The 18,340-nt window shown below is 59.1% G+C and carries 27 protein-coding genes; 6 read left to right on the forward strand and 21 right to left on the reverse strand.

Going from position 1 to position 18,340, the window contains the following annotated elements; genetic code table 11:
• Nucleotides 1-11: 11 nt before the first annotated feature.
• A complete protein-coding gene (locus tag JYJ39_RS06700) occupies nt 12-365 on the reverse strand; it encodes a hypothetical protein (RefSeq protein ID WP_205203100.1) in 354 nt (117 codons plus the stop codon).
• Nucleotides 362-571: a hypothetical protein gene (locus JYJ39_RS06705; RefSeq protein WP_205203101.1), complete on the reverse strand. Its 210-nt coding sequence runs from the start codon at nt 569-571 to the stop codon at nt 362-364. Before JYJ39_RS06705 ends, JYJ39_RS06700 begins: the two co-directional genes overlap by 4 nt.
• Before the next feature lie 365 nt (nt 572-936).
• Between JYJ39_RS06705 and JYJ39_RS06710 the strand changes: the two genes are divergently transcribed.
• Genes JYJ39_RS06710 through JYJ39_RS06735 form a run of 6 tightly spaced genes read left to right on the forward strand, consistent with a single transcriptional unit; the run spans nt 937 to nt 2,990 of the window.
• Nucleotides 937-1,236 (forward strand): hypothetical protein, encoded by a 300-nt coding sequence (locus tag JYJ39_RS06710; RefSeq protein WP_205203102.1) that lies wholly within the window; start codon nt 937-939, stop codon nt 1,234-1,236.
• 1 nt (nt 1,237) lies between these two features.
• A complete protein-coding gene (locus tag JYJ39_RS06715; protein WP_205203103.1) occupies nt 1,238-1,534 on the forward strand; it encodes a hypothetical protein in 297 nt (98 codons plus the stop codon).
• On the forward strand, nt 1,531-1,845 hold the full coding sequence (locus tag JYJ39_RS06720; RefSeq protein ID WP_205203104.1) for a hypothetical protein: 315 nt from the start codon (nt 1,531-1,533) through the stop codon (nt 1,843-1,845). The genes JYJ39_RS06715 and JYJ39_RS06720 overlap by 4 nt, the downstream gene beginning before the upstream one ends.
• Nucleotides 1,842-2,123, forward strand: coding sequence for a hypothetical protein (locus JYJ39_RS06725; RefSeq protein WP_205203105.1), 282 nt, complete (start codon nt 1,842-1,844; stop codon nt 2,121-2,123). Before JYJ39_RS06720 ends, JYJ39_RS06725 begins: the two co-directional genes overlap by 4 nt.
• Nucleotides 2,110-2,517 (forward strand): hypothetical protein, encoded by a 408-nt coding sequence (locus tag JYJ39_RS06730; protein WP_205203106.1) that lies wholly within the window; start codon nt 2,110-2,112, stop codon nt 2,515-2,517. The genes JYJ39_RS06725 and JYJ39_RS06730 overlap by 14 nt, the downstream gene beginning before the upstream one ends.
• Nucleotides 2,514-2,990: a hypothetical protein gene (locus JYJ39_RS06735; RefSeq protein WP_205203108.1), complete on the forward strand. Its 477-nt coding sequence runs from the start codon at nt 2,514-2,516 to the stop codon at nt 2,988-2,990. The genes JYJ39_RS06730 and JYJ39_RS06735 overlap by 4 nt, the downstream gene beginning before the upstream one ends.
• 135 nt (nt 2,991-3,125) lie before the next feature.
• On the opposite strand, the gene JYJ39_RS06740 is transcribed toward JYJ39_RS06735, so the two are convergent.
• The 19 genes from JYJ39_RS06740 to JYJ39_RS06830 all read right to left on the reverse strand — a co-directional run bounded on the left by JYJ39_RS06740 (nt 3,126) and on the right by JYJ39_RS06830 (nt 18,283).
• On the reverse strand, nt 3,126-3,467 hold the full coding sequence (locus JYJ39_RS06740; RefSeq protein WP_205203110.1) for a FaeA/PapI family transcriptional regulator: 342 nt from the start codon (nt 3,465-3,467) through the stop codon (nt 3,126-3,128).
• A gap of 57 nt (nt 3,468-3,524) precedes the next feature.
• Nucleotides 3,525-3,752 carry a hypothetical protein gene (locus JYJ39_RS06745; RefSeq protein WP_205203111.1) on the reverse strand — a complete coding sequence of 76 codons (228 nt, stop codon included), beginning with the start codon at nt 3,750-3,752 and terminating at the stop codon, nt 3,525-3,527.
• Entirely contained in the window at nt 3,749-4,129 is a 381-nt protein-coding gene (locus tag JYJ39_RS06750; RefSeq protein ID WP_205203112.1) for a hypothetical protein, read from the reverse strand. The genes JYJ39_RS06745 and JYJ39_RS06750 overlap by 4 nt, the downstream gene beginning before the upstream one ends.
• Complete coding sequence (locus JYJ39_RS06755) at nt 4,126-4,560, reverse strand: DUF5681 domain-containing protein (protein ID WP_205203113.1); 435 nt, start codon at nt 4,558-4,560, stop codon at nt 4,126-4,128. Before JYJ39_RS06755 ends, JYJ39_RS06750 begins: the two co-directional genes overlap by 4 nt.
• Before the next feature lie 21 nt (nt 4,561-4,581).
• Nucleotides 4,582-5,037, reverse strand: a complete 456-nt coding sequence (locus JYJ39_RS06760) for a hypothetical protein (protein ID WP_205203114.1) — start codon at nt 5,035-5,037, stop codon at nt 4,582-4,584.
• A gap of 23 nt (nt 5,038-5,060) precedes the next feature.
• Nucleotides 5,061-7,145 (reverse strand): hypothetical protein, encoded by a 2,085-nt coding sequence (locus tag JYJ39_RS06765; RefSeq protein ID WP_205203115.1) that lies wholly within the window; start codon nt 7,143-7,145, stop codon nt 5,061-5,063.
• Complete coding sequence (locus tag JYJ39_RS06770) at nt 7,142-8,629, reverse strand: hypothetical protein (protein WP_205203116.1); 1,488 nt, start codon at nt 8,627-8,629, stop codon at nt 7,142-7,144. The genes JYJ39_RS06765 and JYJ39_RS06770 overlap by 4 nt, the downstream gene beginning before the upstream one ends.
• Nucleotides 8,630-8,968: 339 nt before the next feature.
• Complete coding sequence (locus tag JYJ39_RS06775; protein WP_205203118.1) at nt 8,969-9,334, reverse strand: hypothetical protein; 366 nt, start codon at nt 9,332-9,334, stop codon at nt 8,969-8,971.
• Nucleotides 9,331-10,263 carry a DUF7146 domain-containing protein gene (locus tag JYJ39_RS06780; RefSeq protein WP_205203120.1) on the reverse strand — a complete coding sequence of 311 codons (933 nt, stop codon included), beginning with the start codon at nt 10,261-10,263 and terminating at the stop codon, nt 9,331-9,333. Before JYJ39_RS06780 ends, JYJ39_RS06775 begins: the two co-directional genes overlap by 4 nt.
• On the reverse strand, nt 10,250-11,776 hold the full coding sequence (locus JYJ39_RS06785) for a DEAD/DEAH box helicase (RefSeq protein ID WP_205203122.1): 1,527 nt from the start codon (nt 11,774-11,776) through the stop codon (nt 10,250-10,252). The genes JYJ39_RS06780 and JYJ39_RS06785 overlap by 14 nt, the downstream gene beginning before the upstream one ends.
• Nucleotides 11,766-12,287, reverse strand: coding sequence for a hypothetical protein (locus JYJ39_RS06790; RefSeq protein ID WP_205203123.1), 522 nt, complete (start codon nt 12,285-12,287; stop codon nt 11,766-11,768). Before JYJ39_RS06790 ends, JYJ39_RS06785 begins: the two co-directional genes overlap by 11 nt.
• 109 nt (nt 12,288-12,396) lie before the next feature.
• On the reverse strand, nt 12,397-12,747 hold the full coding sequence (locus JYJ39_RS06795; RefSeq protein WP_205203124.1) for a helix-turn-helix domain-containing protein: 351 nt from the start codon (nt 12,745-12,747) through the stop codon (nt 12,397-12,399).
• A gap of 2 nt (nt 12,748-12,749) precedes the next feature.
• Nucleotides 12,750-12,959, reverse strand: a complete 210-nt coding sequence (locus JYJ39_RS06800) for a DNA-binding protein (RefSeq protein ID WP_205203125.1) — start codon at nt 12,957-12,959, stop codon at nt 12,750-12,752.
• A 95-nt stretch (nt 12,960-13,054) separates the two neighbouring features.
• Nucleotides 13,055-13,663 carry a hypothetical protein gene (locus JYJ39_RS06805; RefSeq protein WP_205203126.1) on the reverse strand — a complete coding sequence of 203 codons (609 nt, stop codon included), beginning with the start codon at nt 13,661-13,663 and terminating at the stop codon, nt 13,055-13,057.
• 95 nt (nt 13,664-13,758) lie between these two features.
• On the reverse strand, nt 13,759-14,073 hold the full coding sequence (locus tag JYJ39_RS06810; RefSeq protein WP_205203127.1) for a helix-turn-helix domain-containing protein: 315 nt from the start codon (nt 14,071-14,073) through the stop codon (nt 13,759-13,761).
• Nucleotides 14,070-14,396 (reverse strand): type II toxin-antitoxin system RelE/ParE family toxin, encoded by a 327-nt coding sequence (locus JYJ39_RS06815; protein WP_205203128.1) that lies wholly within the window; start codon nt 14,394-14,396, stop codon nt 14,070-14,072. Before JYJ39_RS06815 ends, JYJ39_RS06810 begins: the two co-directional genes overlap by 4 nt.
• 30 nt (nt 14,397-14,426) lie before the next feature.
• The gene (locus tag JYJ39_RS06820; protein WP_240189574.1) at nt 14,427-15,830 is read right to left on the reverse strand and encodes a tyrosine-type recombinase/integrase; all 1,404 of its coding nucleotides are present in this window, start codon (nt 15,828-15,830) and stop codon (nt 14,427-14,429) included.
• Nucleotides 15,831-16,101: 271 nt separating this feature from the next.
• Nucleotides 16,102-17,202, reverse strand: coding sequence for an alanine racemase (gene alr, locus JYJ39_RS06825; RefSeq protein WP_205203129.1), 1,101 nt, complete (start codon nt 17,200-17,202; stop codon nt 16,102-16,104).
• A 178-nt stretch (nt 17,203-17,380) separates the two neighbouring features.
• Nucleotides 17,381-18,283, reverse strand: coding sequence for a LysR family transcriptional regulator (locus JYJ39_RS06830; RefSeq protein WP_205203131.1), 903 nt, complete (start codon nt 18,281-18,283; stop codon nt 17,381-17,383).
• Between the last annotated feature and the right edge of the window lie 57 nt (nt 18,284-18,340).

The following is an 18,340-nucleotide window of genomic DNA, read 5'->3' on the forward strand; positions in this document are numbered from 1 at the left end:
ACAATCTTCAGCTATTGAAACTTCGGCGAAAAGACGGTGGTGGCCGGACGGTTACTCATCACCGCCTGGCCAGTGGAAATGCACTCCCTCAACCACAACACGGCATCAATCTCGCCGTCGCCGGTCACCTTCTGCTGCTGCGGCAGCGTCGGCGCCGCCGGCAGGGTTTCGGCGCTGACACGGATCGGCGGCAGCGAACACATCGCCCGCAATCGCTCGTTGTCCCGAAACGCGCCGGACCTGCTGCAGATGGTTTTAACGGTACCCACTGGCAGGCCTGTCTGGTCGGCAACCTCACGAATCGAGTAGCGCCGCCGGAGATCCAGCACCTTGGCTTTCGCCTCGATTGAAACCCCCTGTTTCAAGACTGCCGATCCTTCAACACTTCACGGTTGATCTTCTCGGCCGGCACGACTGAGCCGCAGCATGGGCAGCTCGCCATATTACCCTTTGCCTCTTCCCGCTTGATGGCAGCGTAAAGCGCGGTTGGAGATAGACCGACTTCCTTCGCTGCGGCATACGGCGTATACCCGGCACGCCACAGCGCCAGGGCTTGTTGGGTTCTGCTCATTTCTCACATCCGTTTAATGCACATACTACACATTGTAGAACGTTGAATAAGTTATTGACACGTTTTATATAACGTTCTATAGTACATTCAACACAGCAACACCGCTCTTTCACAGAACCGAAATCATCAAGCGCGAGCATCGGCAACTGGCCGGATCGACGGGGATCATGACCCAGACATCACACAGTGCGCTTGACCGGAGACCAGGCTGCCGTGAGTGCCTGGGAGGGATAGGGAAACGCGCATGGTATGACGCCAAAGGCCGACAGCCCAGCTAGCGCCCGAGTCCCAGAAAAGCGAAGCCCGGCCGGTGCTACCAACACCGCCGGGCCTCTAATCACCAATCAACTGAATGAGGTCGAATCATGGCAACTGCTCAAATTGTACAGATCAGCACCCAAAAGCGCACCAGCATCATTAACCGTTACCTGTCCCTGGCTCAAGAGCTGGCCCGGATCAAAACCGAGATGGAAATGCTCAAGGTCGAGGCTATCGAAGTGCTTGGCGAAGGCACTCACGAAACCAAGACGGCCAGGGTAACTATCAACTGGCTAACCCGCAACAGCTTCGACGGAACGAAGGACAAAACCTTTTTGAGCCCGGAACAGGTGGCCCAGTGCAACAAGGCTTCCTCTTTCTTCGATGTTCGTGTGAAGGGGCTGTGACATGGAGCTCACCACAGATCAGATGAAAGATGCCTGCGAAAAGCTGTTTGGTGACCATCCGGAGGACGTTATTGAACCGATCAATAGCGCTGAAGATGCTCTGGGGCAACTGATGGAGATTTTTCACACCATTGTCAATGAAGCAAGCGGCAACATTGAATGCCTCCGCATCAAACGCCTGGCCGAAGTTGGAGCATATCTCGCGTTTGATTTTGCCAACTACACCGGGAGCCGGTACGAAACCATGCTTGAGCGCCTAGTTGAGCAGGGGATTGTTTCCAAGCGGGGGAAGGTATGAGCGCGCATGATTTCTTCATTCTCCCGGCCATCCTCACGGAACTGCTGAATTGCGCAATCAAGCACGACGAAGAAACGGTGAAACGGTGCGCTGGAATGTTGGACATGGGTTGCACCGTCATGGCCAGGGGCGCGGCCTATCTCATGAACGCCCTGGGCCAGGATGGTGATGTTGATGAAATGCAGCGGATGCTGGCCTCTGATGCCTTGGCGGAACTGGTGGGATCAGTGGCCGTGCTGCTAGAGCTTGAGTGCGCCGCCGAAAGCATCATCCTGAAAGAAAAACTGAACCATGGAGGTGTGCAGCCATGAGCAAGCGAACTTCAGTCTTTACCGCCGTCCCTGGTCTGTATGAAATCAAGGGAAAGCGCATGGCTATCAGGGACCAGATCAACTGCCGCATGGCCCAGCTTGAGGCCATGCTTGCTATGACCTATGGCGAGCCGGGTGAGGCGTTCCGGAACATCAACGACGACTTGCAAGACAACTTTATGTGGTCATGCGCAATGGCTATCAAGGAGATTCGCCAGCTTCTGGATCTTCTTGGGCAGGAAAACAGCAGCGATGCTCCAAGCCTTGATCCAGCTTGAATCACTGCGCGCGGAATTGCGCCGCCGGCTGGAAATGATCCGCCGGCAGCGTCCGTTCCCTGGCCGCAGCATTGGAACCTTCGGCGGGCCAGCAAGAGCCCCCGCCATTCCTATCGAGGAAGACGTCACCATGAACACCGAAGCACACGACACACCAGCCGAAAAGGCCATCACCAAGTCTGACATCGAATTGGCGAGAATCGACCTGGACAGCAAATGCGATGCGATCTTCGCCATCTGCAATGCAATTGCCGTTCTCACCAAAGCACCGTCGGTGCCTGAAGGGCTCTACGGCAACACCATCCACCTCCTGGCCGTTCATATGGCCTCCCTGGCAGGCATCATGCAGAACGACGTCGGCCTCTTCATTGAAAAAGTGGAGGAAGCACAATGATCGACAACATCACCCGCCGCATTCAACTGGTCGACGTCACCACCGCACGCCAGCACGGCGAGCAGGATGCACAAGCGCTGCTCAAGGCCGTGATCAACCCCACCACCGAAGCAGGCCTGCAGGATGACGCCAGCGCAATCCTGATGCTCAGCTTGCACCCGATCATCGAACTGGCCCAACAGCATCGCATCGAGGAATGCACAGCCAGGTTGGAAGGCTTCGCCAAGATCACTGGCCCGGTGCTGGAGCGTATTGCAACCCTGGCCGAACGGATCACCCCCGAAGAGCAGCGCGCGGTGAATGCCGCCATCTCGACCTGTTGCATGGTATCCGCCGGCCGGATCATCGCTGCCAGCCAGGACGACGACGATGCAACCGTGACGCTGTGCGAGTTGCAGCTTGCCGTTCGTGCGCTGGAGCCGCAATTCACCGAGAGCGAAGGGGGGAGCTGTGAGCGCCGATTCCCAGCTTGACCATTTCCAGACCGCGGCTGGGTAGCAATCCAATACGCCCCAATCACCCCGCCCCCGTGGCGGGGTTTTCCATTGAGGGAGTCCAGAAGTTGGACACCCCATCGGGATTTCGAATCTCGAAGGGGCGCTGCCACCTCAGCGGCAGAATGCTGCCATCAGTGCACCGAAATCAGCCGGTGCTTTCTCTTCCTTCACCCTATACAGCGCAGCCGGATAGGTTTCTCGATTGCCATGCTTTTTCCGTGCAGGCAGTGGGCGCTTTGCAATGCCAATCCGCTCAACGATACCGCGCCTGACCAGCCAGGATATTGCTGCGCGGACTTGGTATTCACCGGTGCCAAGGGACCGGGCGATATCGTACGTCGTCAAGCCACCCCGGCACCCCCTGACAGCTTGCAGCACCTTGTCGGATGTAACACGGGCCACAACCCCTCGGTCGAACGTGGAAACATTGGTGATGATCTTCTGCTGGCTCATGGCAAACCCCGTGCGTAGCGACGGGGGTGGATTCTGTGCTGCCAGCCAGTAATCTACTCATCCCGCAGTGATCGTTGCCGCTTTCAGCCGATCAACCAAAGCCCGCAGAAGATCCCGCGGCAATGCCCCGAGTCCGTTGCGTTGGAAAGCTTCAACCGTCACACCATGCGATGCCAGCATTTCGGCAAATGGTGGGCTCTGCATTAGGTGCTTCAGATAGGGGGGGGCCTTCGGGGCAATCTTGTCCTCAAGTGCACCAAGGCGACGCGCCAAAGCCTGACTCATTGGTTTTCCTCGCTTTCAACGGGATCAGTTACCACGCCATGCACAGTGCCATTCAGCGATGCCAGAACATCGGCCAGGCGATTGGCCCGGCCCTGCTGTGATTTCTGGCTGGCCATCACCGCCAACCAGGCGTGAATCTCATTGTCGAAATACTCGACGCCAACCTCTTGCTGATCCTGGTCAACGCTATCCGGCGAACGTACAACACCGATACGATCACCGCGCAACAGGGAAGTGCTGATTGCTTCCCGATGGGCCTGCCATTCGATGGCAGTCGCCTCATGTTCTGGTTCCACCAGGATCGTGAAAGCCTGTTCAGGCGCCGCTCTTAACGCGGCTTCGATTCTCTCCAGGCGGCGACGCAATACGCTGGTCATGCCCGCCCCCTTTCCTTCAACTGCTTTTCAAGAGCGGTCGTGCGGGCTGCCAGATCACTGGTTTCCAGACTGCGCCGCTGGTGCTCAATCAAGCCGGCAAGCGTCTCTCCCTCGCCAGGGAGAATCTCTCCAGTCGCAACTGCCGCCAGAACCTTCGCCTGTGCCGTAGCACAGTCATCCACTGAGGTGACATCAGGCAGTGCAATCGATAGTGGCCGCTCCCGAGTCGTGGGAATCAGCTTATCGACCACCAGTCGAGCCGCAGCCATATCGCCGCCCTTTGCGGCATCGATCACCACTTTGACGACATCGGTCAGCTCACCTTCCATCGCTGCTATGGCAAGCAGCGTGGCCTTGTTGCGGCTTCCCTTTGGGCGCCCCCTTGGGTTGCCGCTTTGCCCCTTCTTCCAGCCTGGTGCCTTGTCATTCACGCTGTTTTCCCCGGTGCAAGATCAGGACATTCCCAACTTCTGACGTGCCTCAAGAATTTCGCGCCGCTGGTGGCAGTCGTGGCTGGGAGGCTCTTGCGTGGCGATATTCCGCAATTCTGCCAGGCGTTCAATCTCCTTCCGGTTGGCTTCACGTCTGGCGGCCTGCTCCGGGGTTACCTCCGGCCGCTCCGGTTGCCATTCAGCAATCTCCGTGGGCTGCTCTCCCACAATCCATTCCAGACGCTGCTCCAGGTTGTTGAGGGAACGTGCATACACCTCAACCCTGCCCCAGCTCGGGAAGGTGACCAGAAGGCGCTTGGTACCTTCCAGGCGTTGCTGCCGGCGGAAGGTGATGGCGCAATCCTGAAGGCCGGACCAAAGGTCTGTGCGTAGCTGGAAGGCAATACTGGGTTCCATCACGGCCAAACCAGATGCTGCAATGCATTGATGGGCATACCAAGTTGAACGGTCGGTCATGTTCTGTTCCTTTCGAGGGAGGGTTATTGCTGGCTGCCGGCGATCACCCCGGCCTGGGTGGCGCGTTTTGCGCGGTCTTCAAGAATCTGCTCAACGATGCTGCGAATCTCGTTGATGTTTGCGGTGCCCTGCTGGCCCTTGCCCGTGAGCAAGCGGCCCATTTCATTCCGGACAGGCTCAGGGGTTGAAACCCGGTTCCATGCGTTGGCGGCGGTATTGAGCAACCCCGTCAGGTTGCCTGATGCAGCATTCCGGGCAGCACTCCCTGCTTCGCTGATGCCGCTCACATCCAGGTCACCTATACCGGCGGCGCGTGAGGCTGTCTGAGAACCACGGCCGACACTTTCCAGGCCCTTCAGGCGTGACTCTTTTGCAACGTTGGCAGCAAACTGACGGAAAGCCTTCTGGTCTCGGAACAACTCTTTCAGCTTCTCCGCTGTGGCCGGCTCCCGCCAAATTTTTAAAATCTGGGTCTGCCCGCCTTCCGTGCCCAGCTTCTTCCGCAGCGACTCGAAAGCTCCGATCTTGAAGGCCTGCAGCTCACCTCCTGATAGATCCTGGATCAGTTCCCTGATTTTCCATCCATCTTTACTCATGGCCTGATAGCCCATATTGGCAGCCTGGCGAAGCTCAGTCGGGCCGGCATAGGCATTCCGGGCCATTCGGTAGAGACTCTTGCCGGTCGCCGGGTCAGTGGTGGCCTTATCCAGAGCGCCCACCAGGTCACGGCGCAGGGTCTGGTAGGCGCGCCCCATTTCGTTCAGGCGCCCGGTTTCCGGATTGATATGGGCTTGCTCCAGGTCGTACAGAGTCCGCTTGAGGGTATCCAGTTGCTGAAGCTGAACTTTACCCTTGGGGCCCGTCAGTAGATCATTGAGGCCTTTGGCCTGCACTTCTCCCAGGTCGAACCGTTCCCCGGTCAATTCCGCCAGTTTCCGGGCTTCGCCAAATGCGGACTGGGCTCGGCCCAGGATGGCGGTCAGGTCGCTGTCCATGGTGATATTGGTCCGGCGCACGCGGTCATACAGGGGGGCGGAGCTTTGCCGCCGCACGGCATCCAGTGCCTGGAGAGTATCGGGCAGGCGTTTTCCGTCCGGGCTCAGCCCTTCAGCAGCGGCATCAATCAGCCGGCTTGCCCGGCCCGCCTGGCGGTCATGAATCAGGCGCTCGGTCATGTCCTTGGTTTTGCCGGGAAGCGTGCTCAGGGTGTCCAGCAGCTGCCGGGTGTTCTGCCCGCCAGCATCCGCAATCGTGGCCTCTGATCCCAGCTTTGCCTGCCGGGCGGCAATCACGTCCAGGGGATTGGTGAGAGCCCCTCGCCCGCCGGCATCCCGCTCGATCACCTGAAGAATCTTGGGAGCAGCCTGATTGAGCACCCCCTGATCAGCCGCATGAGTAATGCCCAGCCGGGAAACCACCTCGGCCAACCCCATCCCCTCTGCAGCTTTGGCAGCCGCACGGGTCAAGCCTTTGGCCGCAGCACTGGCGGCACTGATACCCCCAGCGACAACCGGCCCCATAACCGCGCCGCCAGCCGTACCTGCAGCTATGTCTTTGACCACGCCACCGGCATCCGTCGCCGTGGAATCCCCTGCCCCAGCAATAGCCCCAGCAGCTGCGCCAGTTCGCGCTGCCTGGGACACGAGCCCACCAGACCCGGCAACCGCCCGAGAAGCTGCAGCAAATGGGTTGAGCAACGCCAGAGGGGCGGCAGCAGCGGCCCTGTCCACCTGAGCCATGACAGGGTTGGCCTTTTCGTGTCCGGCCACAATGTTCCGCGTATCGTCCCGGTGCTTCTGGTAGGCCTCGGACATGCTCCGGCCCGTGCCCCATGGAGTCAGGTTGCCCACTCCTTCCACCAGAGCGCCCGTAGCGCCCACAGCTTCGTCATACCAACCCATCGCAGGCCCCTGCATGGCGCTGACAGCGCGCCCAACAATGGAGGTGCCATTACTTGCCGCATTCGGCTGCTCTGATGCCACGGGGGCGGCTTCCCGTACCTGTTGATTTCCACCACCCCACTCTTTTTCCCATGGCCTTTGCGGTGCGGGAGATGCGGTGGCCACCTGCGCCCCCTGGGTTGCCCAATCCTTTTCCCACGGCTTCATTTCCGAACCTCCATCCAGTTGGCCGGGTCATTGGGATTTCCCCCAAGGAATACGTGGCCGCCATCCACATAACCGGCGGACAAGGATCCAGAGCCCTGCGCTCCTTGCTGTGGTTGCTGGGCTACCTGGTCGGTCGGTGCCGGTGCGCTGCCGATATGCTTGGCGCCCGGACCCGCCGCAACGGAAAAGCCATTGATTGCGGTCTGCCGGTTACGGGCTTTTTGCTCAATCACAGCCCGGGAGTCGCCTGGCTGTGGGAAGTATTGCTTTTGCGCGTTGGCAAATTCGCTTTCGGCAATCGCCGCCCCCGATTCTTGGCGGAGGACAGCATTCACAAAATCACGTTGCCCCTGCTCAATTTGCTGCTGCTCAGGGCTGGAAAAAAGACCGTTTGCTGCCATGCCCAGGGCTTCCCCAACCAGAGGAACAGACTCTGCAAACTGTTTGATGCGGCTGGGCTGAATTTCCCCGTTTTTTCCAACCTCTTCGATGATCCTGGATGCTTCAGCAGCTCGCATACCGTAACCAGTAGCCTTGGCCTGGGTTTCGTTTAGGGCTTTGCTGGAGCCCACCGGCTTCCCGTCTGGACCCGTCACCGGGCGCATTTCCCCGGTAGCGGGATTGAAGGCCATGTAGCCGTTTTCGGTTTGAAGCGTTTGGAGCTTCGATGTCCCTTCCGGCTTGAGAATCCCGGCGGCGATAGCGCTCGTGCGTGCTTTATTGACGGCCGCCGGATCTGTTGAATTGGCGGTATCAATCAAACCCTGCCTGGCCAACCTGGCAAATCCTGCGTCTTCCATTCGGCCGGCGTGCTCTGTTTGCTCCATGCCGAAGCGCTGCTGGTCCAGACCGAAACGCTGCATATCTACGCCTTGGCGTGCCAGATCAATAAAGCCACGCTGCGCTGCCTCTGCAGCACGCTGATTGATTTCTGCCCGCTTCACAGATTCGCCCTGGGCGTCACTCATGATGCCGCGTGCAGCGTTCAATTGGGCAGCGGTCAGTTGCCCGTTCTGCGCGCCGGCATACGGCGTCATCGTCTTGCGCAGCAGTTCTTGCCGGTCAGCATTCATGCCACCAGATCCGCCGCCGATGATATGTACCTCGCCCCGCTGGCTATCGATCATCTGCTGCCGAACAGCGTTTTCCTTTGCAAGAACAGCAGTACTGCGCTGTGCTGCACTGATACTGAAAGGATCAACCGTCAGACCACGGGCGGCAAGGCTTCTGCCAGATTCCTGAACCGGATTTACCTGGGGCAATGTGCCTCCGGCGGGGGCGCTTCGAAAGGTTTCAGCCTGCTTTGTCGCAGCATCGAGCCGGGCTGTCAGATCGTTGCGGCCTCCTGTGCTATTGCCCGCATAGCCGGCCTGGGGCGCTTGTGTTGCGCCAGGGCGGACAGTCAGCCCCCCCGCAGGCCCGGAGATTGCTTTGAGTCGTTGTGCGTAGCTGGCGATGCCGGGCTTGTCTTCGTTATCCAACATGAATGCCTCCTGAAGTTGATGCGCACATGCTCCTGCCTATTGCGTCAGAAATGAGTCATAAATTAGCCCGTCGCCAAGCACTGCGAAAACTGGCCCAGGTGATCCGCTCGCCAGCAAGATCGGCACCGACATCGCGCCAAACTTCGTCGGCAGTTTCGGGGGTAACGGTGAGTGATAGTCCGTCGTCTGCAGCTTCCTCAAGCAGGCAGAGCCGGCGCCACGTCTCCGCTTGTCCGTATCCGGCGCGGCGCATCTCGCGGATCACGCCGCGAAGCCAGCGAGTCACCGGAGCCAGCGTGCCCGGGGGGCGACCTCGGCGTGGATTAGGCGTTACGCCGCTCAGTGAAGACTGCAACATTTTTCGCTATCCGGAAAAATCAGCTCCCAACTGAAACCAAGCCGGCGGCCAATGTCGCTGGCGACGAATTTTTCCACCTCGTTCGCCGCCGTCGAGGCCGGCACCCCAAGTGCGCGCGCAACCGATTCCAGCGAGCAGAGCCCCCCGATATCTGGGTTATACCGGTCTGGGCATGGCATAAACCCGGCCTCTCGAATGTCTCGCCATATTTGCTCCCGCTGCTCGCCTTGGCTGAGATTCAAAAGAAGCAAAACGCGCAGCCGGTGCCCCGGGTGCGTTGGGTCACCACCAGCTTCATTGTGCAAATGGCGGTTTGCCTCGGTGACCAACTCTTCGAATGGTGTCATGCTGCCCCTCTTTCATTGAGAACATCCAGCCAGTCGCCGACAAGCGGCGGAATCGCAACCTCGCATGACAACCCATTCCTGCTGAGCCGCCGCGCCGCCGCATAGGCCGCTGCCTGGCCTGTAAAATTGGCATCGTTGTCGCTGAAGATCGTCAGCACCCTGATGCCAGCTGGTGGCTCAAAGGTTTCGATTCCTGCTGCAGACACCACCGACCAGACTGGGCATCTGAATAGCTGCGCAGCGGCCAGAGCGGTTTCAATGCCTTCGGCTACACCAAGCCATTCATTGGCCGGCGCCAATCGAATAGCGCCCCCGGAAATTGGCTTGCCGGGCATGAGTTTCTTCGGCGAAGGCACAGGCGCCTTGCGAGCACCCTGCAGGTAAGTCCTGTGCAGAGTTATACCGGTGCCGTTCGGTGCAACAACACGGGCAAGCAATGCGGGAAATCTGCCGACCTTGGTACGGCCCTCGAAGTACGGCAGAGCTGGATGCAGGCGAAGACAGTCCGGGATTGAGCCAAGATCAAGTCCGCGCTCGGCCAGGTAACGCATTGCCTCGTCACCATTCATCAGCGGCCGAGCATCGTTCCAGACCTGACGCAACCTGCTGACTTTCTCGGCTTCGCCCTGCTCTGATTTCACGCTGCCCGGTTGCACCACCCCAGCCGCTTGCTCGATCTCCTTGGCTGCTGAACGGAAGTCCCAGCCCTTCGCCTGCAGTACCAGATCGACGCCATTGCCGGCACCACAGTGCGAGCAGAACCAGGTTCCGCGGCCGTCCTTGTTGTCGAAGCGGAACCGATCCTTTCCGCCACAAATCGGGCATGGGCAATGACGGCCGGTCAGTTGCCGCTCGTTGAGCACTTCAAGGGCCGAGAGAATGCCTGGCCAGCGTCCTGCGGCAACCTCATGTACGTTACGCTGCTGCATGGCTGCCCCCTTTCTGCCGTGCCTTGGCCGCGGCAATCTGCCGAGACTTGATCCAGCCGAGAATTTCCGGGGACGGCGTGGCTGGCACCTGGCGCAATCCGTTGGGGTGCTTACCGTCGAAAAATTCCGCGTACTTGTGATACGCCCACCCGGCCTTAAACCCCCGTGACACTGCGTAGCCGAGCAACTGCGAATAGACGTGCTGGCCGGCCTCTTTCTTGATCGGCTGCTGCTTCTTGCGCACAACCTTAACCAGCTCTCCGGCGATGGTCTCGACGTTTGATTGGCGTTCGGGGGCGAATCCGCATTTCGGGCAGGTATGAACACCGGCCGGGCGCATGAACTTGCACGCCGGGCACGGTTTGGGCAGCGACTCGCGGCGCTCGGCCTGCTGCTTGCCGGCTGAGGATTTCGGCTTGCCGTCGTCCAGCACGAGCGGCAAATCGTCGCAAGGGTGCCCCAGGCGTGCCGTACTCCCCGAGTGGTCGAGCAGCAGCGCCCGTTTCTTGCCGTTTGCCGGACGCAGGACACGGCCGACCATCTGGACGAAGCGGGTCAGCGAGCGTGTTGGCCTAGCCAGAATCATCACTTCCGTTGCCGGGCAGTCCCAGCCCTCGGCCAACAACCCAACATTCGACAACACGGTGGTTTCCTTGCGCTCGAAACGGCGCAGGATGGCGGTGCGTTCGTCGTCGTTCGCCCGGTAGTCGATGTGCTCGGCAGCGACACCAGCTGCCTGGAACTGCTCAACGATGTGCTTTGAATGGGCGATGCTGCAGGCGAAAACAACGGTCTGCTTGCCGGCTGCCAGCTTGCGCCAGTGGTCGACGATGTCGCCGATCAGTTCTGGTTTGTCGGTCGCCGTCTCCAGGTCGGATTGGTTGTAATCGAGTAGGCCGTCGATACCCTTGGCGCTGCGGACCTTCGCTAGGTCCGGCTCGCTGGGGGCGTAGATGTCGCAATCGACCAAGTAGCCATCGGCAATCAGATCCCGGATCGTTGCACCCACAACAAGCTCTTCGAAGAGCGGGCCGCCGATGTCCTGGTAACACTTCGCCATGCCGGCGGCGAACGGCGTAGCCGACAAGCCTACCACCGGCACAGCGTTGTACTTCGCCATTAGTTGCCGGCACTTCTGACTGCCGGCAACGCCGTGGGCTTCATCGATGATGAGCAGACCGACATCCAGCGGCAGGCCGCGTACATGCACCGTATCGATGGAGCCAATGATTACCTTGGCGTCAAGGCTGCGGGTATTCTCGGCCTGCAGGATGCCGTGGGCTATGCCATAGTGGGAAAACACGGCGCTGGTCTGCTGAACCAGCTGCTTGCGGTTCGCCAGGAACACTACCTTGCGGCCCTTGGCGACAGCCTTGGTGATAATCGAGGTTGCCGTCAGCGTTTTACCGCCACCGGTCGGCAGGTACAGGCATACGCGCCGCAGGCCCCGAGCCAGAGCAAGGCGCGCTTGCTGCTCGGCGTCGTGCTGATATGGGCGAAGTTCAAAAGTCATCGTCGCCCCCTTTGCCAGAATTTATGCCATAGGGATTTGCCCCGTGTACACCCTTAGTAGATAAATCTTCCCTGGCTTGGCTAGGCCGGGTCGCTTCCTCTCCTGTTCCTTTCCTTTCCTGGGGGAATCCGCTCCACGCCTCGTTACGCGTAGGCATCGCGTCGCCACGCGTTACGGTCGCGTTCGTTACGCGTTCAGGAATGGCGCTCTTGCGTTCCTTCGCGTTGATGCTCTGATGACGCTTGAAAGTCGGAATCTCGGCGAAGGTATTGCCGTCGACCACGTATGGGATGACGAGGCCGGATTCGACCAGTTCATTGCAAAGTTCGTGAATGTCGCAGAGGTCGCCAGGGAGAAAACGAAGCTTGAAATTGCCAGGTCGCCAAGTGAATCGCCCCTCGCGGTCAGCCTCAGTCCAAAGGGCGATATAGAGCAGGCGAGCCAACGGCGACAGTGAAACGATGTCATCTGACGTAAAGAATGACGCCTTGATGGTGCGGATATAGGCCATGATCACGCCCCCTGCAGGCCAAGGGCATTGATCAACCACTGCGCGAAGCTGGCCGGCAGCAGCCCCCAAATCGCCAGGCGAACAATTACGGCTTTGACGGTTGCGCGGTTCATTTCGTCACCTCAGCGAAGTGTCCCGGCGCCGGCCATTCCGGCGTGCCGAGCGAATACGTGGCTACGTTGCGGCGCTCAACACCACGGAACATCACAACCGGTCGGATCGTGGTCAGGATGTTCCAGCCGGCCGCGCGAAGGTTATGCACACGAGCTGCCGCCTCGGGAATGGCGTGGTCAGCGGTCAGGACAAGGGAGAGCAGCGGCTGGTGCTGCCGGATCAGGTTCAGCACTTGGGCGCATTGGCCAGTGGTAACTGGCGGGGTAAGATCGCGGCGCTGTTTTTTTTGTTGTTCGACCTCGCCGGGTGCCCGCCCGGCGGCGTCAATTAGGGATAGCTGATTCATGTTCAGCACCCCGCCGTGCCACTGATCAGCGCATCAACCTGATCGGCAGGCCAAAGCAAGCGACCATTGGGCAGCTTGGCCAAGGGCTTGATACCCATAAAGTGACCATTGACGCACAGATTGCGCCGCCAAGTTGCCGGCTTATTGCGTACCTTTCCGGCAGCTTCCTCGGTGGTATATGCACGGGTTTGCGCGGCCTGATTGTTTTTCATTGCTATCACTCCTTATCAACGAGTGATGCAATATTCCGTCCGCTATTTTTTCTGGTTTTTTCCCGGAAAATCAGGGAAAAATTTATGCCAAAAAATTATTCTTTTATCTGGCTCAACACTTGTTCGAACGTTGCCTTCGAGCACGGGCGATGACAGTTTTTCAGCCTCAAATCCTCTCCCCGCTTATGTGCTGTAAACGGTGAAAATTCACTGCCAGCCTCTTTTTCCGCTTCTGAGTGCAATAGTTTCCCTGTCAGCTTCGGGAATCTCTTCTTCAGTTCAGCAACATAAGGCTTAATCGATTCTTTTACCGTGGGGCCGCGGGTGCTACGTTTCCTTTTCGTTCTTGACTGATCGCTGTCCGCTCTCCCGGTTTTGCCTGTGTCCAGGCGCTCAACTTCCGCCCTGAACGCATCCGGCACCTCGATATCAACAAGCCGATCGACGAAGCGCAGCAATTCCAGCGGGAGGCACGGAAAACGGAGCGGCTCAATAACGCTCACCTCGCCAATCTCGAACGCCTCTTCTGCCGTCAATAACGCAAGCTCGCGATCGTCGTATTGCTCGGGGAAAATGCCACTTTGATTACAAATAACATAATCGCCTTCACCTCCCGTCACGCCAGTAAGCAGGCGCCAGTGATGCAGCCGCAATTCATCCAGTCTCGCAAACTCGATGCACTGTTCTTTGGTGATAGATGACATGCGCGCCCCTTCTGCGCCCTTCGTCAGGTACCGCCCCCAGGCGGGAGAAGGAATCCCGCTTTTCGGTTCGCGGGCCTAGGGGGCGGCTTACTCGGTCAGACGTGCGCTTCTTCGGGCACGATCTTCTTGACTTTCGGCTTCTTGATAGTCACCGAAGGCGCAAGTCCTGCCGTGGCAGCCATATCAATCAGGGTATCGAGCGAGAAAAGATTGATTCTCCCCCGCACCAAATCAGAAACTCGGGGCTGTGTCACGCCGAACAAGCCGGCAGCGGTCGCTTGGGTCAGCCCTTTGTTTTTCAGCCACTTCTGCAAGGCCATCATCAGCTCAGAGCGGACGCGCATGCTCGCCGCCTGCTGCGGTGTGTCCTCGATCGCGTCCCAGACGCTTGCAAATCGCTGCTCGCTCATTTCCTTGCCTCCGTTAATTCCTTGAATCGTTTCCGTGCCAGCCGGATATCGCGCTCGCTTGTTTGCTGGGTTTTCTTCTGGAAGCAATGCAGCACATACACGGCATCCGCCAGCTTGGCCAAGTAGATGACCCGGAATGCCCCTGCCTCGTCCCAGATGCGGATTTCCTTGACTCCGCCCCCGATAGTTGCCATAGGTTTCCAGTCGTCTGGTTCTTCGCCGTGCTGAACCTTATCGATCTGGTAACCGGCTTCACGCTTGGCCCCTTCAGGAAAGGATCGCAGGGCATCTATCGAATCGCCGCAAAATTCTACAGGCTTCATGGTCTGATTATATAAATAATTGTATAAACATCAAGCATTGATTGCCCGCAGTCCGGGCTTCACATCTTCCTTGGGTTGCTCGATTCCCGCCTGTTCCAACATCCAGCCCTCGATCTTGGTGTGCCACATGCGCAGCAGGTCGAGAGGACGGACGCGGTAATGTTTCTCTGCCGTTGCGCTCGGCTTGTGTCCTTGGATTTGCGCGACGATGCCGACAGGAACTTCGCACCATTCTGAGAGGCTGCCGAAGCTGCGGCGCAGTCCGTGCAGCGTCACATTGGTAATGCCTAGATTGCGCAGCATTTCCCGATGAATGGTGCCAGCATTTTCGATTTGACCGGACATGGAGCGGCTGCTGGAAAATACAAACTCAGACGGCTTCCACTTCTCCAAATTGTTCGCCACCTTACGCCCGTGCAATATTCGGTAGGCTGGCGGTGGAGTCTGGTTCCATGCTTTCAACTCACGCAACAGGCTTTCAAGGTATGGCGTCAATGGGATGACGCGCTCGCCTTCTACCTTGTCGCGGATCATCAGGCTGTGCCACTGAAAATCCACGTCAGACCACTTCAACCCAGCCAGTTCGTTTGGCCGGGCGCCAGTGATCAACATCCCCTGCAGGTATGTGGCGGTCCGCCGATTCCTAATTGTGCGCACGCCTTCGAACCACAGGCGCAACTGCTCACGCTGCAGGCAATCATCCTTGGCCTTTGCCTTAGGCACATTCTCTCGGACTGCCTTGCTGCCACAAATTCCTGGCTGAACAATGTCCCGGTATTCCGCATGGTCGGCGCACCAGTTGAAGAAGGCACGAAGCAAGCGAAAACCCAAAGCAGCCTGTGTTGGGCGCTGGGCACACTCCATCTCAAGCCAATCTCTGACTATCACACTATCGATACTGGCGAGCGGCCTTGGTGCCAACGAGGCAAGCACGCCGGCCTTGAGCACCTTTCCGGCCTTGGTACGTTCCGGCAGGATCAGCTGTTCGTGATCGCGTAAATTACGCTCACCCCACTTTACGCGGCGCGCACCAATATATGCACCCCAGGCCTTCCCGAATGTGACTTGCTGACGCTGTTTCTCGCGTTGCTCAGATTCTTTTGTGCGAACGGCTGCCTCACGGGCAGCCTCATCGGCTGCGGCGATCTCGGCTTTAACCTGGCGCGGATCGCGGCCTGAATCGACAAGCGTCTGTAGGCGACGCGCCTCAGCCCTAGCTTCGTCCAAGTTCCAAGTATCAACGCTGCCGATAGTAATGCGCAACGGCACTTTATTCAGCTTGCCAGCATAAACAAACGTTTTTGCCCCGGCGGGAGTAACCCGTACAGACAGATGCCTTGGGTCATCGTCGAAGACGTAAATTGCATGCTTCCCATCGGGCAGGGACAGCTTCCGGATTCGCTCAAGTGTCAGGTGGACTCGAATCGTAGCCACGGACGTTACTCCTGCAGGATGAATTCAGGAGCAACAGCACCACTATTGCTCCCCTGTTGCTCCCAATTCTATCAACGAACATCACTGTCAATCAACGCATGAAAAGCAGTTTACCTATTTAAATCAAGGAAAAGGTAATTTTTCATCATTGCGGATCAACATAGGAAAACGCCAATTTTTGCGGACTTAAAATCCGGAGCCGAAAGGCGTGCGGGTTCGATTCCCGCTCCGGGCACCAGCTGTCTTACGGCAGAAAAAAGCACCGCCCCCTTCAGCTGGCGACGCTGACCGTTTCTACCGGCACCCGCGGTGACAGGGCGCAGAAAAGTTCATAGGCGATGGTGCCGGCGGCGGCGGCGACGGCTTCGGCCGGAACGTTACCGGCTTCGCCCGGTCCCCACAGGGTCACCGGGCTGCCCAGGCCGGCTTCCGGGATGTGGCTGAGGTCACAGGCGAGCATGTCCATCGACACCCGCCCCAGCGTGCGGCTCATGCGGCCGGCGACAGCAATCGGGGTGCCGGTAGGAGCGGAGCGCGGGTAACCGTCGGCGTAGCCGCAGGCGACGATACCAATCCGCATCGCCTGTTCGGCAACGAACAGGCCACCGTAGCCGACGCGCTCGCCCGGAGCAATCTGTTGCACGGCGATGATGCGGCTTTCCAGCGCCATGGCTGCCTGCAGGCCAAATTTGTCAGCCAGTGTGTCGGCAAAGGGGCTGCCGCCGTAGAGTATGATGCCCGGCCGCACCCAGTCGCCATGGCCTTCGGGGTGACGCAGGATGGCGGCAGAATTGCCCAGGCTGACCGGTCCACGCCAGACCCCGGCCAACAAACGAAAACGCGCCAGTTGCCAGTTCACGCCCAGCGCATCGTCGGCGTTGGCAAAGTGGGTCATCAGGCTGAGATTGAGGCTGGGGATTTTTTCCAGACTGGCCCATGCCTGCGGCAGGGTGCGCTCATCAAAGCCCAGGCGGTTCATGCCGCTGTTGATTTTCAGGTGTAGATTGAGTGTGTGTTCGGCCGTGCAATGCGCTGCCAGCATGTCGATTTGTTCGACGCAATGCACTGCGGCATGCAGATCATGCGCCACCACCTGGCGGGCATCGGCTTCGCTGAAGATCCCTTCGAGCAGAAGAATGGGATGACGGAATCCTGCAGCCCGCAGAGCCACGGCATTTTCACATTCGAGCAGCGCAAAGCCGTCGGCCTCACTGCGTAGCGCCTCGGCAGCCCGCATCTGGCCATGGCCGTAGGCGTCGGCCTTGATCACGGCCCAGGCGCGCGAATCAGGGGCCTTGGCTTTCGCCACGCGGTAATTGTGCTGGATGGCCGCAGGGAAAATGCGGGCACGGATGGGGCGGGAAACATTCATCCTGGAAAATCCGGTGATCGACGGAAAAGGCCTGCGCCAGAGTGCGCCGGGCGAAAGCATGGCAGAGTCGGGGCGGCGAGAAAAGAGGCATTTGCCTGGACAAGGCTGGCCCGGCTGGCCCTGCGCGCTGGATTGGCACGGTGCTGCATGCAGAAACAGTGCACTGTGGTGGGCACGGTCACGCGACCTGCTCCTTCAATTTGCGCCGGGCGAAACTGATGAAGGTCGTCAGCAGCTTGGACTGAAACCGGTCACGTGGGTGAATCAGGTGCAAATCGCGCTGCAGGATGGGGTTGAGCGGGATGCCGACCAGGGTGCCATGCAGGATTTCTTTCTCCGCCACGGCGCGCGACACGATGCTGAAGCCCAGCCCGGTGGCCACCACGCCTTTCAGGGCTTCCGGGCTGCCGAGTTCCATCTGGGTTTTCAGGCGTTCCGGCGCAATGCCCTGGGCAGAGAAGTAGGCATCGGTGATTTCACGGGTGCCGGAGCCGGGTTCGCGGGAGATGAATTCGTAGTCCACCAACTCGCTGGCACTCAGCTGCCGGGAGTGCGCCAGGGGATGATCGGGAGCGCAAATCACCTGCAATTCGTCTACACAGCAAACCTGGCTGGCGAGCGTGGCCAGTTTCCCCGGCGCCTCGATCAAGCCGACATCGAGACTGTTGGCGGCCACCTGGTTTTCGATGGTTTCGGAGTTGCCCACAATCAGACGCGCCCGCACCTGTGGATACAGGGCGTTGAACTCTCCCAGCACGCGTGGCAGCAGGAATTCGGCAATCGTGGTGCTGGCGCCGACCAGCAGTGCCCCGCGCATTTCACCGGTCAGTTCGCCCAGTCGCTGATCCATTTCATCGTTGAGGGCGAGAATCCTGCCGGCGTATTCATACGCCAGCTCCCCCGCCGGCGTCAGTGCGATGCTGCCATGCCGGCGCTCGAACAGACGGGTGGCATACTGCTCCTCCAGTTGCTTGATCTGGAAGGTCACGGCGGGTTGGGTCATGAACAAGGCATCGGCGGCCTTGGTGAAACTCAGATGCCGGGCTACGGCATGAAAAATCTGCAGGCGCCGGTCTGCCATGGCGCGCACTCCGCGGGTTGGGAAGGTCGTTATTCAACCACACTCTGCAACACTATC

Source organism: Azonexus hydrophilus, from assembly GCF_905120355.1.
Taxonomy (GTDB): Bacteria; Pseudomonadota; Gammaproteobacteria; order Burkholderiales; family Rhodocyclaceae; genus Azonexus.

What these genes read in the sequence shown, in the direction of transcription:
- JYJ39_RS06705 (WP_205203101.1), bottom strand. Translation starts at nt 571, where the DNA reads ATGAGCAGAACCCAACAAGCCCTGGCGCTGTGGCGTGCCGGGTATACG.
- JYJ39_RS06710 (WP_205203102.1), top strand. Translation starts at nt 937, where the DNA reads ATGGCAACTGCTCAAATTGTACAGATCAGCACCCAAAAGCGCACCAGC.
- JYJ39_RS06715 (WP_205203103.1), top strand. Translation starts at nt 1,238, where the DNA reads ATGGAGCTCACCACAGATCAGATGAAAGATGCCTGCGAAAAGCTGTTT.
- JYJ39_RS06720 (WP_205203104.1), top strand. Translation starts at nt 1,531, where the DNA reads ATGAGCGCGCATGATTTCTTCATTCTCCCGGCCATCCTCACGGAACTG.
- JYJ39_RS06725 (WP_205203105.1), top strand. Translation starts at nt 1,842, where the DNA reads ATGAGCAAGCGAACTTCAGTCTTTACCGCCGTCCCTGGTCTGTATGAA.
- JYJ39_RS06735 (WP_205203108.1), top strand. Translation starts at nt 2,514, where the DNA reads ATGATCGACAACATCACCCGCCGCATTCAACTGGTCGACGTCACCACC.
- JYJ39_RS06740 (WP_205203110.1), bottom strand. Translation starts at nt 3,467, where the DNA reads ATGAGCCAGCAGAAGATCATCACCAATGTTTCCACGTTCGACCGAGGG.
- JYJ39_RS06745 (WP_205203111.1), bottom strand. Translation starts at nt 3,752, where the DNA reads ATGAGTCAGGCTTTGGCGCGTCGCCTTGGTGCACTTGAGGACAAGATT.
- JYJ39_RS06750 (WP_205203112.1), bottom strand. Translation starts at nt 4,129, where the DNA reads ATGACCAGCGTATTGCGTCGCCGCCTGGAGAGAATCGAAGCCGCGTTA.
- JYJ39_RS06760 (WP_205203114.1), bottom strand. Translation starts at nt 5,037, where the DNA reads ATGACCGACCGTTCAACTTGGTATGCCCATCAATGCATTGCAGCATCT.
- JYJ39_RS06765 (WP_205203115.1), bottom strand. Translation starts at nt 7,145, where the DNA reads ATGAAGCCGTGGGAAAAGGATTGGGCAACCCAGGGGGCGCAGGTGGCC.
- JYJ39_RS06770 (WP_205203116.1), bottom strand. Translation starts at nt 8,629, where the DNA reads ATGTTGGATAACGAAGACAAGCCCGGCATCGCCAGCTACGCACAACGA.
- JYJ39_RS06775 (WP_205203118.1), bottom strand. Translation starts at nt 9,334, where the DNA reads ATGACACCATTCGAAGAGTTGGTCACCGAGGCAAACCGCCATTTGCAC.
- JYJ39_RS06780 (WP_205203120.1), bottom strand. Translation starts at nt 10,263, where the DNA reads ATGCAGCAGCGTAACGTACATGAGGTTGCCGCAGGACGCTGGCCAGGC.
- JYJ39_RS06785 (WP_205203122.1), bottom strand. Translation starts at nt 11,776, where the DNA reads ATGACTTTTGAACTTCGCCCATATCAGCACGACGCCGAGCAGCAAGCG.
- JYJ39_RS06790 (WP_205203123.1), bottom strand. Translation starts at nt 12,287, where the DNA reads ATGGCCTATATCCGCACCATCAAGGCGTCATTCTTTACGTCAGATGAC.
- JYJ39_RS06795 (WP_205203124.1), bottom strand. Translation starts at nt 12,747, where the DNA reads ATGAATCAGCTATCCCTAATTGACGCCGCCGGGCGGGCACCCGGCGAG.
- JYJ39_RS06800 (WP_205203125.1), bottom strand. Translation starts at nt 12,959, where the DNA reads ATGAAAAACAATCAGGCCGCGCAAACCCGTGCATATACCACCGAGGAA.
- JYJ39_RS06805 (WP_205203126.1), bottom strand. Translation starts at nt 13,663, where the DNA reads ATGTCATCTATCACCAAAGAACAGTGCATCGAGTTTGCGAGACTGGAT.
- JYJ39_RS06810 (WP_205203127.1), bottom strand. Translation starts at nt 14,073, where the DNA reads ATGAGCGAGCAGCGATTTGCAAGCGTCTGGGACGCGATCGAGGACACA.
- JYJ39_RS06815 (WP_205203128.1), bottom strand. Translation starts at nt 14,396, where the DNA reads ATGAAGCCTGTAGAATTTTGCGGCGATTCGATAGATGCCCTGCGATCC.
- alr (WP_205203129.1), bottom strand. Translation starts at nt 17,202, where the DNA reads ATGAATGTTTCCCGCCCCATCCGTGCCCGCATTTTCCCTGCGGCCATC.
- JYJ39_RS06830 (WP_205203131.1), bottom strand. Translation starts at nt 18,283, where the DNA reads ATGGCAGACCGGCGCCTGCAGATTTTTCATGCCGTAGCCCGGCATCTG.